Source organism: Mesorhizobium sp. J18, assembly GCF_007829525.1.
GTDB lineage: Bacteria > Pseudomonadota > Alphaproteobacteria > Rhizobiales > Rhizobiaceae > VLJP01.
Genome location: NZ_VLJP01000033.1, coordinates 21,877 through 36,626 on the forward strand (window position 1 = coordinate 21,877; position 14,750 = coordinate 36,626).

Annotated in this window: 15 protein-coding genes; 6 read left to right on the forward strand and 9 right to left on the reverse strand. The window is 59.8% G+C overall.

Going from position 1 to position 14,750, the window contains the following annotated elements; all coding sequences use genetic code 11:
* Positions 1–1,794 carry a single-stranded-DNA-specific exonuclease RecJ gene (gene recJ / locus L598_RS12945; RefSeq protein WP_144863017.1) on the forward strand — a complete coding sequence of 598 codons (1,794 nt, stop codon included), beginning with the start codon at positions 1–3 and terminating at the stop codon, positions 1,792–1,794.
* 12 nt (positions 1,795–1,806) lie between these two features.
* Here recJ and L598_RS12950 read toward each other — a convergent pair whose 3' ends face one another.
* From L598_RS12950 to folE, 3 genes are all read right to left on the reverse strand, one after another.
* Positions 1,807–2,790 (reverse strand): patatin family protein, encoded by a 984-nt coding sequence (locus tag L598_RS12950; RefSeq protein ID WP_144863019.1) that lies wholly within the window; start codon positions 2,788–2,790, stop codon positions 1,807–1,809.
* Between the two features lie 78 nt (positions 2,791–2,868).
* Complete coding sequence (gene hisI / locus L598_RS12955; RefSeq protein WP_144863021.1) at positions 2,869–3,327, reverse strand: phosphoribosyl-AMP cyclohydrolase; 459 nt, start codon at positions 3,325–3,327, stop codon at positions 2,869–2,871.
* A 28-nt stretch (positions 3,328–3,355) separates the two neighbouring features.
* Positions 3,356–4,024 (reverse strand): GTP cyclohydrolase I FolE, encoded by a 669-nt coding sequence (folE, locus tag L598_RS12960; RefSeq protein ID WP_144863023.1) that lies wholly within the window; start codon positions 4,022–4,024, stop codon positions 3,356–3,358.
* 244 nt (positions 4,025–4,268) lie between these two features.
* Between folE and L598_RS12965 the strand changes: the two genes are divergently transcribed.
* Positions 4,269–4,715 (forward strand): iron-sulfur cluster assembly scaffold protein, encoded by a 447-nt coding sequence (locus L598_RS12965; RefSeq protein WP_144863025.1) that lies wholly within the window; start codon positions 4,269–4,271, stop codon positions 4,713–4,715.
* 7 nt (positions 4,716–4,722) lie between these two features.
* On the opposite strand, the gene L598_RS12970 is transcribed toward L598_RS12965, so the two are convergent.
* On the reverse strand, positions 4,723–5,760 hold the full coding sequence (locus tag L598_RS12970) for an LLM class flavin-dependent oxidoreductase (RefSeq protein ID WP_144863027.1): 1,038 nt from the start codon (positions 5,758–5,760) through the stop codon (positions 4,723–4,725).
* Positions 5,761–5,956: 196 nt separating this feature from the next.
* Between L598_RS12970 and yidD the strand changes: the two genes are divergently transcribed.
* A complete protein-coding gene (yidD, locus tag L598_RS12975) occupies positions 5,957–6,310 on the forward strand; it encodes a membrane protein insertion efficiency factor YidD (protein ID WP_144863029.1) in 354 nt (117 codons plus the stop codon).
* Positions 6,311–6,425: 115 nt separating this feature from the next.
* A complete protein-coding gene (gene thrS / locus L598_RS12980; RefSeq protein WP_144863031.1) occupies positions 6,426–8,399 on the forward strand; it encodes a threonine--tRNA ligase in 1,974 nt (657 codons plus the stop codon).
* A 40-nt stretch (positions 8,400–8,439) separates the two neighbouring features.
* Here the strand turns inward: thrS and L598_RS12985 are convergent, their stop codons facing one another.
* Complete coding sequence (locus L598_RS12985) at positions 8,440–9,345, reverse strand: hypothetical protein (protein WP_144863045.1); 906 nt, start codon at positions 9,343–9,345, stop codon at positions 8,440–8,442.
* 279 nt (positions 9,346–9,624) lie between these two features.
* On the opposite strand from L598_RS12985, the gene L598_RS12990 reads away from it, so the two are divergent.
* Entirely contained in the window at positions 9,625–10,209 is a 585-nt protein-coding gene (locus L598_RS12990) for a nitroreductase (protein WP_144863033.1), read from the forward strand.
* A gap of 4 nt (positions 10,210–10,213) precedes the next feature.
* Positions 10,214–10,822, forward strand: coding sequence for a flavin reductase family protein (locus L598_RS12995; RefSeq protein ID WP_144863035.1), 609 nt, complete (start codon positions 10,214–10,216; stop codon positions 10,820–10,822).
* Between the two features lie 5 nt (positions 10,823–10,827).
* Here L598_RS12995 and L598_RS13000 read toward each other — a convergent pair whose 3' ends face one another.
* The 4 genes from L598_RS13000 to L598_RS21610 all read right to left on the reverse strand — a co-directional run.
* Positions 10,828–11,703, reverse strand: a complete 876-nt coding sequence (locus L598_RS13000; protein WP_144863037.1) for a CoA ester lyase — start codon at positions 11,701–11,703, stop codon at positions 10,828–10,830.
* Positions 11,703–12,155: a MaoC family dehydratase gene (locus tag L598_RS13005; protein WP_144863039.1), complete on the reverse strand. Its 453-nt coding sequence runs from the start codon at positions 12,153–12,155 to the stop codon at positions 11,703–11,705. Before L598_RS13005 ends, L598_RS13000 begins: the two co-directional genes overlap by 1 nt.
* Positions 12,156–12,295: 140 nt before the next feature.
* Positions 12,296–14,344 carry a DNA topoisomerase IV subunit B gene (gene parE, locus L598_RS13010; protein ID WP_144863047.1) on the reverse strand — a complete coding sequence of 683 codons (2,049 nt, stop codon included), beginning with the start codon at positions 14,342–14,344 and terminating at the stop codon, positions 12,296–12,298.
* A 186-nt stretch (positions 14,345–14,530) separates the two neighbouring features.
* Positions 14,531–14,750, reverse strand: a 220-nt coding sequence (locus L598_RS21610) for a hypothetical protein (protein ID WP_210244995.1), incomplete at its 5' end; no start/stop codon positions are given.

The following is a 14,750-nucleotide window of genomic DNA, read 5'->3' on the forward strand; positions in this document are numbered from 1 at the left end:
ATGACGGGTAGCGAGAAGCGGTTCTTTCTTGACGTTAGACGGTCAGCGAACGGTCTTGCCTGGGAGCACAGGCTGGACCCTCGCCAGGAGAACCTGTCCCTGGCGATCGCCCAAGGCCACGGCGTGTCCGAGATCGTAGCCCGCATCCTCGCCGGCCGTGGTGTCCTGCCAGAAGACGCAGCAGGCTTTCTCGATCCCACAATCAGGGCACTTCTGCCTGATCCGGCATCGCTGACCGACATGACGGTTGCGGCTGAGCGGATCGCGGATGCGATTATCCGCAGCGAGCGTGTCGCCATCTTCGGCGACTACGATGTTGACGGTGCCGTCTCATCAGCACTTCTGAAACGGTTTCTGGCTCATTACGGCGTAGAGTCGGAAATCTATATTCCGGATCGCATTTTCGAGGGCTACGGACCAAATCCCGATGCCATGCGTGAGCTTGCGGCGCGCGGCGCCAGGCTCATCGTCACGGTTGACTGCGGCACCAACAGCGCGGAAGCGATCGAAGCAGGCCGGCAGGCGGGAGCCGATATCGTCGTGCTCGATCATCATCAGGTGGGCGGCGCTCTGCCGCCGGCTGTTGCGGTCGTCAATCCGAATCGGGAGGACGACCTTTCCGGCCAGGGGCACCTTTGCGCGGCGGGCGTGGTCTTTCTCGCGCTCGTGCAGACTGCGAAGGTGCTTCGCGAGCGCCGACATGCGACGCCCGGCCCCGATCTCTTGTCCATGCTCGATCTGGTGGCGCTCGGCACGGTCTGCGACGTGGTCCCGCTCACGGGTATCAATCGCGCTTTCGTGGTGAAAGGGCTGCTCGTCGCACGGCAATTGAAATTGCCTGGCCTTGCCGCACTGGCGCGGGTCTCGCGGGTGGGCGAGCCGCTCAATCCCTATCATTTCAGCTTCCTGATCGGCCCGCGGATCAATGCCGGCGGCCGTATCGGCAATGCGGCCCTCGGCAGTAACCTGCTTGCGACCGCAGATCCTGCCGAGGCCAATGCCATTGCCGACACCCTCGACCAGCTCAATCGCGAGCGCCAGGACATGGAAACACAGATGCTGGCGGAAGCAAGGGCCGAAGCGGAGGCCGAAATCTCCGCGGGGGGTGGTCCCGCAGTGGTCGTCACCGCCAGCGAAAGCTGGCATCCCGGCATTGTCGGGCTCATCGCTTCACGGCTCAAGGAGTTCATTCGCCGCCCCGTCTTTGCCATAGCCTTCAATGCGAATGGCATCGGGACCGGCTCCGGCCGTTCCATCACCGGTTTCGATCTTGGCAAGCTCGTCCGGGAGGCTGTAGCCCAAGGGCTGCTGATCAAGGGCGGTGGCCATGCCATGGCAGCGGGAATTACGGTCGAAAGAGCCAAGCTTGGCGAATTGCGTGCTTTCTTCGAGGAACGGGCAGGGGAGGCGGTTACCCGCCTGCGGGATCTGGAAAGCCTGAAAATCGACGCGGCCTTGTCGGCCGAGGGGGCGACTTTCGATCTTCTGGATGCTTTGGAAGCTGCCGGCCCTTACGGTTCGGGTCACCCGTCGCCGGTGTTGGCGCTACCACACCACCGGCTGGTCGACGCGCGCACCGTCGGCAATGGCCACGTGCGGGTGGATTTGAGTTCCCAGGGGGGAGGGCGCCTTCAGGCGATCGCTTTCCGCGCTGCCGAAACAGATCTCGGTCGTTTCCTGTTCGAGAATAGGGGGGCGACCGTGCATGTTGCCGGTTCGCTTGCGGCCAACAATTGGAACGGAATGCGATCGGTGCAATTCAGGATAGTGGACGCGGCCAAAGCCGCACCCTGAGAAAGTGTTTTTTCAGGCGAGGACCGACTGAAGCCTCTGAATTTCAGGCAACTGCGCCTTGGTCGCTTCGTAGCCCAGACGGATAGCCTCGTCTGCCCGATGAAACTCCGTCAGGCCGATATGACCGAGCTTAGGCTGCAGTGACAGATCCGGTGGATCTCCTGCCAACCGGGCGCGGGATATGCGGTCCTGGATGATGTTGAAGGCCTCGACCATGACGCCCGTAATGCCGATGCGCGAATCGCGCTCGCGCGCACCCTTTTCCACGATGAGAGGGGCCTTTTGGCCGTCCAGGTGTTTGTTTTCCTTTTCGGAAAGGTCGGCGCTGTGCTTGATGACCGCGGCGCGCCCGAAAAGATCGTAATGCAGGTTCACTGCCACGACAGCAGGCTGCTCATAGGCACGGCAGACCGATACGGGCACGGGATTGACCAGTGCCCCATCCACCAGAACCCGCCTGTTGCAGACGACAGGCTCGAAAACGCCTGGCAGGGCATAGGAAGCACGCATGGCTGTTATCAGCGATCCGCTGGACAGCCATATCTCATGGCCGGTGCGGATTTCCGCCGCGACCGCCACGAAAGGCTTCGCCAGATCCTCGAAATTCACCTTGTCGAGATGTTCCTGCATGCGGCTGGTCAGCTTCATGCCGCCAAAGAGGCCACTGCCGCCGAAATTCAGGTCAAGAAGGCCAAAGATCCGCCGCTTGGTGAGGGAGCGGGCGAAATCCTCCAGCTCGTCAAGCTTTCCAGCGAGATAGCATCCTCCGACCAGCGCGCCAATGGAGGTGCCGGCGATCATGCTGATTTCAACATCTGCCTCGTCTAGCGCCCGCAGGACGCCAATATGCGCCCAGCCTCGGGCCGCCCCGCCGCCAAGGGCGAGCGAGATCGCGGACTTCTTGGGCAGTCGTGGATTAAGTTCTGGCGCATCCGGCGGAAGTACCGTCGCTTCCCGGTTTTCCTGCTTGCTGCGCAAGGACGCCCATTCGAGCATCATGGTCTCCTCATCCCCGATGCATAGTGCCGGGGCTTCGTATCGAAATCGTGAATTCGCGTTCAGGAGGCAGGTGGATCAAATATCCTTCGCATATGTCTTTTCAGTATCGAACAATGCCTGGCTGCCGTCGTCAATCAGCGCGACTTCACCATTCCGTAGCATGACCCTTCTATAGAAGCAGGAACGTCGTCCAGTATGACAGGTTGCATGGTCCCCTGCGACATTCACGCGCAGTTCGATAGCATCCTGATCGCAGTCTGTCAGCATTTCGACAACATGCTGCACATTGCCGGAGGTCTCGCCCTTTTTCCAAAGCTTGCCGCGCGAGCGCGACCAGTAATGAGCGATTCCGGTTTCGAGCGTTTTGGCCAGCGCTTCGGCATTCATGTGAGCGACCATAAGAAGTCTGCCGTCGCCGGCGTCAGTAACGACGGCCGTCACCAGACCGTTGGAATCGAAACGCGGCGAAAAGGCCGTTCCCTCCTCAAGATCGGCCTTTGTCGCGGGTGGTTCGGGAAAAGTAATGGCAGTCATGCTGGTCTCGAAACCATACGACCAGCATTCAGCCCCTCTGGCCGTCCCTAGCCAGGGTGACGAAGCGGGCCTGTTCTTCAGGCTGATCGCGGAAGACGCCGGTGAATGTCGAGGTCAAGGTGGTTGAGCCCTGCTTGCGGATGCCGCGCATCGCCATGCACATATGTTCGGCCTCGATCATTACCGCGACCCCGCGCGGCTTCAATACGTCCTGGATCACACCGGCAATCTGCGCGGTCATCGCTTCCTGCGTCTGCAAACGGCGTGCAAAAATATCCACCACACGGGCAATCTTGGACAGGCCGACGACCTTGCCGTCCGGCAGATAGGCGACATGCGCCTTGCCAATGATCGGCACCATATGGTGTTCGCAATGGGAGTGGAACGAGATGTCCTTGATCAGCACGAGGTCGTCATAGCCGGCGACTTCCTCAAAGGTCCGCCCCAATACCTCGGCGGGGCACTGGTCGTAACCTCCGAATATCTCCTGATAAGCCTTGGCAACACGTTCCGGTGTCTCCTTCAGCCCTTCGCGGTCGGGATCGTCTCCCGCCCAACGCAAAAGAATGCGCACGGCTGCTTCCGCTTCCTCCTGGGTCGGGCGATCGACAACCGGCTTGTCCAGATAGGCTGGCTTGGACTCCGACTTCTGAGCCTTGTCACCCACCGGTGGGAAGTTTCTGATAATTGCATCCATGGAAGGCGTCTCCCGTAGTTCCTTTCTCAGAAGGAACGAGTTGAACGGACCACAGCCTTTTGCGGGTTTGGTGAACTATGTCTCAGTCCGGCCCGAAAGCGGCTTCTCGCGACCTCGTGACGGAAGCGGAAATTGATCGCCTTGCCGTCATCAAGATACGACCATTATATAGACACGCGGGGCACGAATGAAAGATGCAGCCGCGACACACTGTGTTTAAAGAACGCCTTGCAGCCGGAAAGTCATGATAGACGACGTCTATAACGCGAAAATCCTTGCTTTTGCAGGGAATATCGGCCGCATCGGCCGCCTGTCCGACCCGGATGCCTCGGCGACCGCGCATTCCAAGCTATGCGGCTCCACGGTTACGATCGATCTCAAGATGAGCGACGGTGTGGTGGCGGATTTTGCCCACGAGGTGAAAGCCTGCGCACTCGGGCAGGCATCTTCCTCCATCATGGCGGCGCATATCATTGGTGCTCGCGCAGGGGAATTGCGTGAAGTGCGTGAGACCATGCGTAAGATGCTGAAGGAAAACGGGCCGCCGCCCGAAGGCCGCTTTGCCGATCTGAAATATCTCGAGCCGGTACGCGACTACAAGGCACGCCACGCTTCGACCATGTTGACTTTCGACGCTGTGGTCGACGCCATAGATCAGATCGAAAGAAAACACGCCGAAGCTGCGGCGTGAGGCAGCCTCAATCGGCCGAAAGCATGTCGCAGACCATGGGCATTACCTTGGTACCGTAGAGTTCGATGCTGCGCATCATCTTGTCATGGCCGAGCGTGCCTGAGGAATATTTCATATCGAAGCGCTTTACGCCCAGGTCCTTCATGGTCGAGGCTATCTTGCGGGCAACGGTTTCCGGCGAGCCGACATAGAGCGAGCCCATCTCCGCTTCCTGGTTGAAACGGGAGATGTCGGTCGGACCCCATCCGCGTTCGGCGCCGATCCGGTCGTGCATCGCCTTGTAGCCGGGCCAGAGTTCGGCGCGAGCCTGTTCGTCCGTGTCTGCTACATGGCCCGGCGAATGAACGCCAAGAGGCAGCGCCGTTCCCCCGATCTGTGCCACCGCACGATGGTAGAGGTCGATGAAGGGCAGGAAGCGTTTGGGTGCGCCGCCTATGATTGCGAGCATCATCGGCAGGCCGTAGCGCACTGCGCGTACGACCGATTCGGGACTGCCTCCGACACCTATCCAGGTCTTGAGCGTACCACTCTCGACCGGCGGATAGACAGTCTGGCCGCGCAGTTCGGCCCGCGTCTCGCCTTTCCAATGGATTGGCCCCTGCTTCAGGAGAGTGGAGAACAGGTCGAGCTTCTCCGAGAAAAGCTTCTCGTAATCATGGAGTGAAAAGCCGAATAGCGGAAAGGATTCCGTGAAGGAGCCACGGCCCAGTATAACTTCGGCCCGCCCGCGCGAAATGGCGTCCAGGGTGGAGAAACGCTGAAAGACGCGAACGGGATCGTCCGAACTCAGCACGGTGACGGCGGATCCAAGCCGGATCCTTTTCGTTGCGGTCGCAATAGCCGCCAGCACCACGTCAGGCGCGGAAATGGCAAAATCGTCGCGATGATGTTCGCCGAGGCCGATGAAGTCGATGCCGACCTGATCGGCAAGCACGGCTTCCTCGACGACGTCGCGGATCACTTGCGCTTGCGAAAGCCGGTTTCCCTCTGCATCGACGGTGACGTCTCCGAATGTGTCCAACCCAAGTTCGACGTCGTCGCTCATAATCGGAGTCCTCAGCCTGTTTGCCTGTTCAACCGAAAGGCGATGGGAATGGCGCTGTTCGGCGTACAGTTATAGGTTTCCTGCAACCATTCAAACCATCCCTGCAGAACGAAGTATCTCCGTAAGGGAGACGGGGAGGTTGTGGCCCGGCAATCCGATTGCCATTTTACGGCTGTTTTGGTCCTGAGAGGAAGGCGTGGACGACAGCAACAGTCAGCATTCGCGGTATAGCCGCAACTGGGGAGGCTCATGGCGGCATACGCCCGGCCGGTTGCTCGGCACGTCCCTGGTGCGCCTCTATCAACTCACACTTTCGGGTTTCGTCGGTAATTCCTGCCGTCATCTGCCGACCTGTTCGGAATATGCCTATGAGGCGATCGCACGGCATGGGCTATGGGCGGGCGGCTGGATGGCGCTGTTCCGCGTCGCGCGCTGCGGCCCCGGCGGCACGCATGGCCACGATCCGGTGCCAGAGATACTTGAAGACCGTTACGTCTGGTACTTCCCGTGGCGCTACTGGCGTATAGGCCTGCCGCCAAATACCCATTGATCCGCACCCATACGGGGCTTTACGCCGTCGTCATCCCTCTCTAAAAGACCGCTCGCCGGCATATACCGGATCGACCACCCGCGTTCGTTGGCGGGACTGGATAAGGAGATACAGCGTGTCGAATTCCGTTTCCCTTGCATTTCCCGATGGCTCCGCCCGCCAATACGACGCAGCGACGACCGGCGCCGAACTGGCCGAATCGATCTCGAAATCACTTGCCAAGAAGGCCGTCGCCTACAGCCTCGACGGCGTGTTGCGGGACCTTTCTGACCCGATCGGCAGCTCCGGCAAGATTGAGATCATCACCCGCGATGATCCACGTGCTCTTGAGCTTATCCGCCATGATGCCGCCCATGTCCTCGCCGAGGCGGTGCAGGAATTGTGGCCGGGAACGCAGGTCACGATCGGCCCGGTCATCGAGAACGGTTTCTATTACGATTTCGCGCGCAACGAACCTTTCACGCCGGAGGATTTCCCGGCGATCGAGAAAAAGATGCGCGAGATCATCGCGCGCAACCGGCCCTTCACGAAAGAGGTGTGGGACCGCGAGCATGCGCGCAAGGTCTTTCGGGAAAAGGGCGAGGCCTACAAAGTCGAACTGATCGACGCCATCCCACCGGATCAGGACCTCAAGATCTATTTTCAGGGCGATTGGTTCGACCTCTGCCGCGGGCCGCATATGGTATCCACCGGGCAGATCGGCAATGCCTTCAAGCTGATGAAAGTGGCGGGTGCTTATTGGCGCGGCGACGCTAACAATCCGATGCTGACCCGCATCTACGGCACGGCCTGGGCGAATCAGGAACAGCTCGACGCCTATCTCACCATGCTGGAAGAAGCCGAAAAGCGCGATCATCGCCGGCTTGGCCGTGAGATGGATCTGTTCCACTTCCAGGAGGAGGGGCCGGGTGTCGTCTTCTGGCACTCCAAGGGCTGGAAGATGTTCCAGAACCTCGTTTCCTACATGCGCCGGCGTCTGGCCGACGATTATCAGGAGGTGAATGCGCCGCAGGTACTCGACCACTCCTTGTGGGAGACTTCCGGTCATTGGGGCTGGTACAAGGAGAACATGTTCGCCGTCACGACCGCGGACGAGGAAGCGGAGGACAAGCGCGTCTTCGCGCTCAAGCCGATGAACTGCCCCGGTCATGTCCAGATCTTCAAGCATGGCTTGAAATCCTACCGGGAACTACCCATCCGGTTTGCGGAATTCGGCGCCGTGCATCGCTACGAGCCTTCAGGCGCGCTACACGGCCTCATGCGCGTGCGCGGCTTCACGCAGGACGATGCCCATATCTTCTGCACCGAGGATCAACTCGCGGCCGAATGCCTGAAGATCAACGATCTCATTCTTTCGACCTATGCCGATTTCGGCTTCGACGAGATAACCGTTCGGTTTGCCACGCGGCCGGAAAAGCGGGTTGGCTCCGATGCATTATGGGACCATGCCGAAGAGATCATGGGACGCGTGCTGAAGCAGATCCAGTCCTCCACCAACCGGATCAAGACGGAAATCAATCCAGGCGACGGTGCCTTCTACGGTCCCAAGTTCGATTATTCGTTGAAGGATGCCATCGGCCGCGAATGGCAATGCGGCACCACGCAGGTGGATTTCAACCTGCCGGAGCGGTTCGGCGCTTTCTACATCGACAAGGATTCGGAGAAGAAGCAGCCCGTCATGGTCCATCGCGCCATTTGCGGATCGATGGAGCGCTTCCTTGGCATCCTGATCGAGAACTATGCGGGGCATTTCCCGCTCTGGTTCGCGCCTGTGCAGGTCGTGGTCGCCACGATTACATCAGATGCTGACGACTACGCCATCAAAGTCGTGCAGCGGCTGAAGGCGGCAGGGCTGGCGGCCGAGCCCGATTTGCGCAACGAGAAGATCAACTACAAGGTGCGCGAGCATTCGCTCGCCAAGGTGCCGGTGATCCTTGTTTGCGGAAAACGCGAAGCGGAGGATGGTGCGGTCAACATGCGGCGGCTTGGTTCGCGCGACCAGACATCCTTGCCGCTGGACGAAGCGGTTGCAGTGCTGGCCGAGGAAGCGGTTCCGCCGGATCTGCGACGCAAGCGCCAGGCGGCCTGACGCAGGCTGATGCAGCAGCGGCTTACGCGGCTGCATCCGGCTACTCGTTGTCGACTTCCAGACTAGTGCTTTCCTTGCTGTCGATAAGATCAGTGGGTAGTAGCTCCACGTCCTGGTTGTGGCCGGCCACCACGGAAAAGTCGCGCTGGTAGATACGGTCCCGGTTCTTGGCGATGATGGTGTAGTCGCCTTCCGCCAGCACCATGGATGCATAGGCGCCCACGGACTCGCGGACTATGTCACCCGTATCAGTAAGGATCGACCAAGCTGTATCGGCAATCGCTTCGCCGCCCGTCTCGCGCACAAGCTTCATCGTCAGATGGGCCGCGCGATGCTCCACCGTTGCTTCGGTGAGCTTTCCGGCTTCCACGCGGATGTCCGAGCGAATGACCGCATTGACCGTGCCATAGGTGGAAACCACGTGATAGGTTCCGGCCTTCAAGCGCACGATCGTGTCGGGACTCACATCGGGAATGATTAGGGCACGATCGCCGGTGGCGTCGGGTTCGGCCTCATAGATCGAGAATTTCAGCCGGTTCGGCGGAATGCGCACGCCGCCGGAAAGCACCGCATCGAGTTTCAGTCCTCCGGCGTCAAGCACGAGGTCCTCGCGCTTCGCATCACGGCCGATGCTGATTCGCTTGGTCGCGCCTGCCCGCCCAAAGGCGGCGTGGACGAGATAGCTGCCGGGAGGGAGCTTGAAGATGCTCGTGCCGCCGCGCGAGGATGCCACGAGCGGCAATTTTCCATCAGGCCCGACTTCCGGTTTGAAAATCCGCCATACGAGGCCACGCGGAATCTCTTCCGAATCTTCAGTCAGATGCGCCGCAAGTGTAATCTCGCCGGTTGCGGCGGTAGCGAGAGGCGCGCTGGTGTGGGGTGGTGCATAGCTGTTGCTTCCGGGCGGCAGGGGATCCAATTGCGAATCTACGCCTGGCAAATCCATCGGCGTGCCCGGCACAGCATCGAGATTGAAATTCAGGCTGTCCGGACTGCTTCCAAACCCGCCAGAGGGCAGGTTTTGCGCCACTGCGCCGCCGATGCCCGAGGACATGACTACGACAGCCGCGAAGCCGTGGAGGAGAAGTAACCTTGACGCCCCTATGATCATCATTTGTCTTCAAGCCCAAGGCAGTGGCAAATTCAAGGCTGAATCCGACAGGTCTCAACCCAAAGCAATTTCCACGGCGAATATGTTATACGCGCCCGCAAAAGGGAGTTTTTTGTGTCTTCGTCAATCATCCAATTCTTGCTGAGCCGGAAATCGGTGCCAATTCAGGAGCTTTGCGAACCGGCCCCCTCGGACAACGAGATCGAGACCATGATTCGGATCGCGTCGCGCGTGCCCGACCATGGCAATCTCGCACCATGGCGCTTCATCATTTATCGCGGCGCGGCGCGCGAGAGGGTAGGGGAAATGATCGCCGATCTGGCGGAAAAGCTGGAAGGTCCGCTTACGGATGCCCGCCGCACAAAGGAGTTGACACGCTTCTCGCGAGCGCCCTTGGTCATTGGCATCGTGTCATGCCCGAAGGAAAACCCGAAAATCCCGCAGTGGGAGATGTTTCTTTCCGGAGGCATGGCGGCGATGAACCTTATGATTGCCGCAAATGCGCTGGGTTACGGCACCAACATGATCACCAACTGGTATTCCGATCTTCCCGAGGGGCGACAGATACTCGGACTTGAAAAACACGAGCGTGTCGTCGGCTTTGTGCACATCGGAACGCATGACGGTGAGGCCGCGGAGCGGCCTCGTCCGGACGTATCCACTCTCTATTCCGAATATACCGGCCCGGCACAGGATTGATCCCATGTTCTACGAACCTTCAAAAGGGCATGGCCTGCCCCATGATCCCTTCAAAGCCATCGTGGCGCCGCGCCCGATCGGCTGGATTTCGACGGTATCGAAAGACGGTGCTTTGAACCTCGCGCCCTATTCCTTCTTCAACGCTATCTCCTCACACCCCCATCTCGTGATGTTTTCGTCGGAAGGCGAGAAGGACAGCGTCACTTTCGTACGCGAAACAGGCGAATTCGTCGCTAATTTTGCCAGCCGTAATCTTGCCGAGAAGATGAATGCCAGTTCGGTCGATGCGCCGCGCGGGATAAGCGAATTCGGCTATGCCGGCCTGACGCCTGCGCCGTCGCAGATGGTTTCGCCACCACGGGTGGCCGACGCCTATGCCGCCCTCGAATGTAAGGTGGTCAACATCCTCCAGCCACGTGGTCTCGATGGGGCATCGGCTGGCGTTACGGTGGTGATGGGTGAAGTGGTTGGGGTGCATATCGACGAGGACATCCTGTCCGATGGCATGTTCGACTACGCAAAGGCGCAGAATCTTTCACGCCTCGGCTATCGTGACTATGCTGCCGTCACCGAAGTGTTCGAGATGCTCCGGCCACGCTGGAAGGCCGACTGACAGGGTCAGGCGCCCGCAGCTTTCGCGCGAGCCAGTATTCGTTCAGCCCGGCGCAGGTGAGGGCGATCATACATCTGTCCGTCAATCGCAACGACGCCTGGATTTCCGGCCGCCGAGAAAGCGTCTATGACGGCCTTGGAATGAGCCACAGCCTCGGCGGAGGGGGTGAAGGCCTCGTTGATGATCGGAACCTGGGCGGGATGGATCGCCATCTTGGCCGTGAAGCCGTCACGCTCTGCTTCCACGCATTCGCGTCGAAAGCCTCCTTCATCCCGGAAATTGGGAAAGACGGTATCGACCGCCGCCACTTCCGCCGAAGCCGCAGCGAGAATCGTCATGGCGCGGGCAATCCGGAACGTATCGGTGAAGCGTCCGTCCTCGTCGCGCGCCGTCCTTGCTCCGATATCGGCCGAAAGATCTTCCGCACCCCAAGTAATGCCGGAAAGGCGAGGGCTGGCTTCACGATAGGTGCTGGCCGCCAGAACGCCGCTTGCTGTCTCGGTGATAATCGGAAGAATGCGGGTCGTCCCATCCTCGATCCCTTGCTCGGCCTCATGCACGCGCAATTTCGCCGCCAGATGCGTTACATCCTGACCGCCCTGCGCCTTCGGCAAAATGATGCCGTCGGGCCGGACGGCCATCATAGCTTCCAGATCCTCGTCCGTCAGGCCGGTCGAAAGATCATTTACCCGGACATAGAAAAAGGAGGAGGTCCCGGCCTTCTTGTCTGCAATGAATTCTGCCGCGATGCGCCGCGCATCTTCCTTGTTCCCGGCAGCGACGGAATCTTCCAGATCGACGATCAGGATATCCGCACCGGATTGCAGCGACTTTTCGAGCTTTCTTTCAGAATCGCCCGGGACGAAGAGCAGGGAGCGCATCAGACGGCTGCCTTCTTCATCATTGCCTGGCGCACGCAGCGCGCCACCAGCACGTTGTGCTGATTATAGGCCCGATGCTCGAACTCCACGATGCCGCGGTCCGGTCGCGATTTTGATTCCCGCACCGATTTGACCTCCGTCTCGACTCTCACCGTATCACCGTGGAAAAGCGGGTGCGGAAAGACGGTCTCGGTCATGCCGAGATTGCCGATCGTCGTGCCCAAGGTCGTATCGTGGACCGAGATGCCGATCATCAGTCCGAGCGTGAAGAGCGAATTCACCAACGGCTTGCCCCATTCGCTCTTTGCAGCGAAGTCGAAATCGATATGCAGCGGCTGCGGATTAAGGGTCATCACCGAAAACAGTATGTTATCGCTTTCGGTTATGGTCTTGCGCAGAGGATGCTGGATCACCTGTCCCGGCGTGAACTCTTCAAGATAAAGGCCTGCCATGTCTTTCCTCCTGCAAGAACGGTAGCGTTGATAGAATCCCGGTGCCCGTCCAGCAAGCGCATGACTTGTGGTGAATTTCTCGCAAACGTTCTGCCGATAGCGGCTCTCATGCTAGGTTCGCCACGGGATATTCTTCTCACTCAAATATCCAGCTCCTCCACGAATTCCGCCCGCTCCTGGATGAAGCGGAAGCGCGCTTCCGGCTTCGTGCCCATCAGAGCATCGACGGCCGATTTCGTGGTGGAGTCGTCTTCATGCACCTCGACCCGCAACAGCATGCGCTTGGCGCGGTCCATGGTGGTTTCCTTGAGCTGGTTCGGCAGCATCTCGCCGAGACCCTTGAAGCGACCGATCTCGACCTTGCCACGACCGGTGAATTCCGTTTTCAGCAGCTCGTCCTTGTGGGCGTCATCGCGCGCATACATAGTCTTCCCGCCTTGACTGATGCGGTAGAGCGGCGGCACGGCGAGGTAAAGATGGCCGCCGGAAATCAAGTCCGGCATCTCCTGGTAGAAGAAGGTGATGAGCAGCGACGCGATATGCGCGCCGTCGACATCGGCATCGGTCATGATGATGACGCGCTCGTAGCGCAAGTCATCCTCTCGGTACTTTGAACGCGTGCCGCAACCAAGCGCCTGGATCAGGTCAGCGATCTGCTGGTTCGCCGCGAGCTTTCCGGAACCGGCGCTGGCGACGTTCAGTATCTTGCCGCGCAGAGGCAGCACCGCCTGGCTGGCACGGTCGCGCGCCTGCTTTGCCGAGCCTCCCGCCGAATCGCCTTCCACAATGAATATCTCGGCGCCTGCTGCAGCTCCCAGCGTGCAATCCGCCAGCTTGCCCGGCAGACGGAGCTTACGCACCGCACTCTTGCGGCTGACCTCGCGCTCCTGCCGACGGCGCAACCGTTCATCGGCGCGCGCGATCACCCAGTCGAGCAGTTTCGATGCTTCCTGCGGATTGTCGGCGAGCCAGTGGTCGAACGGATCGCGGRTCGCATTCTCGACGATACGCATGGCTTCCGGCGTGGCGAGTTTGTCTTTGGTCTGGCCGACAAATTCGGGTTCGCGGATGAACACCGAAAGCATCCCCGCAGCGGAGATCATCACATCCTCGCTGGTGATGACGGAGGCGCGCTTGTTGCCGGTAAGTTCGGCATGGGCGCGCAGGCCACGCAGAAGGGCATTGCGCAAACCGGCCTCATGCGTGCCGCCTTCCGGGGTCGGGATCGTGTTGCAATAGGAATTCATGAAGCCGTCGCCGCCATACCAGGTGACGGCCCATTCGACCGAACCATGTCCGCCGCGCTTCTCGCTCTTACCTGCGAAGACTTCGCGCGTGACCTGGAATTCGCCGTTGATCGACGCGCTGAGATAGTCTTTCAGCCCGCCGGGAAAGTGAAAGACGGCCTTTTCCGGCGTCTCATCCTTGCCGTTGATCAGGGAGGGAGCGCAAGACCAGCGGATCTCCACCCCGCCGAAGAGATAAGCTTTCGACCGGGCCATGCGGTAGAGGCGGGCAGGATCAAACCTGGCCTTTTCGCCGAAGATTTGCGGATCGGGCCGGAAGCGCACGCGTGTGCCCCGACGATTATGGACTTCGCCGAGATTCTCCAGGCCCCCGATCGGCAGGCCGCGAGAAAACCTCTGCCGATATAGCTGGCGTCCTCGCGCCACTTCGACCTCGAGGCTTTCCGAAAGTGCATTGACGACGGAAACGCCCACACCATGCAGGCCGCCGGAGGTTTCGTAGACCTTGGAATCAAACTTGCCGCCGGCATGCAGCGTTGTCATGATGACTTCAAGTGCCGACTTGTTCTTGAATTTCGGATGCGGATCGACCGGAATACCGCGACCGTTGTCAGTGACGGAAAGATAGCCTTCAGCATCAAGCTCGACATCGATGAAGCTTGCATGGCCAGCGACAGCCTCATCCATTGAATTGTCGATAACTTCGGCGAAGAGGTGGTGGAGCGCTTTTTCATCCGTGCCGCCGATATACATGCCCGGGCGCCGGCGTACAGGCTCCAGCCCTTCGAGTACCTCGATATGGGCGGCGCTATAGTCGCTTACATCTTTCGGCTGAACTGAAACGCCGCGGGGGGACCGGCGCGCAGTCGTGACCGGCTCGGCCTGCTCTGCAGGTTCTGCGTGCTTGTTCAGGCTCGCGAAAAGATCGTTGCTGTCGTCAATTGGCATATTTGATCCAGGTTCGGCGAATCAGGTGCAGTGTGCCACGGTTCCCGTTCCGTTCGTAGCACATGCGGATGGCATGACGGGCGGGAATATTCAATCCGTCCCGCCGCCGTCTGGCAGCCCCATTGATTCGTATCGCAGCATAGCGATTGATCCGGGCGATCAGATAGGAACCCTAGCAGCCTAGAATGAGCCTTGAACATTAAGAGATGTTTGCTGCAAGGCGGGGTTACAAACAATGCTGCTGGACTTTATGTCCTTGATGCCGGCTATCGGCATCAGGTTTGGCCATGACTGACCGCCGGCTTTGAGGCGCTGGAGCATGCCGACAGATCGCTCTACGCCGCAAAACGCGGCGGCCGCAATCGAGTGGAATTCGATCGGCTGCGGCTCGCCAGCTAGA

Coding starts and splice junctions, on each gene's coding strand:
- folE (WP_144863023.1), bottom strand. CDS start 4,024: ATGGATGCAATTATCAGAAACTTCCCACCGGTGGGTGACAAGGCTCAG.
- L598_RS12970 (WP_144863027.1), bottom strand. CDS start 5,760: ATGAGCGACGACGTCGAACTTGGGTTGGACACATTCGGAGACGTCACC.
- L598_RS12985 (WP_144863045.1), bottom strand. CDS start 9,345: ATGGATTTGCCAGGCGTAGATTCGCAATTGGATCCCCTGCCGCCCGGA.
- L598_RS13000 (WP_144863037.1), bottom strand. CDS start 11,703: ATGCGCTCCCTGCTCTTCGTCCCGGGCGATTCTGAAAGAAAGCTCGAA.
- recJ (WP_144863017.1), top strand. CDS start 1: ATGACGGGTAGCGAGAAGCGGTTCTTTCTTGACGTTAGACGGTCAGCG.
- L598_RS12965 (WP_144863025.1), top strand. CDS start 4,269: ATGATAGACGACGTCTATAACGCGAAAATCCTTGCTTTTGCAGGGAAT.
- L598_RS12950 (WP_144863019.1), bottom strand. CDS start 2,790: ATGCTCGAATGGGCGTCCTTGCGCAGCAAGCAGGAAAACCGGGAAGCG.
- hisI (WP_144863021.1), bottom strand. CDS start 3,327: ATGACTGCCATTACTTTTCCCGAACCACCCGCGACAAAGGCCGATCTT.
- L598_RS13005 (WP_144863039.1), bottom strand. CDS start 12,155: ATGGCAGGCCTTTATCTTGAAGAGTTCACGCCGGGACAGGTGATCCAG.
- L598_RS12995 (WP_144863035.1), top strand. CDS start 10,214: ATGTTCTACGAACCTTCAAAAGGGCATGGCCTGCCCCATGATCCCTTC.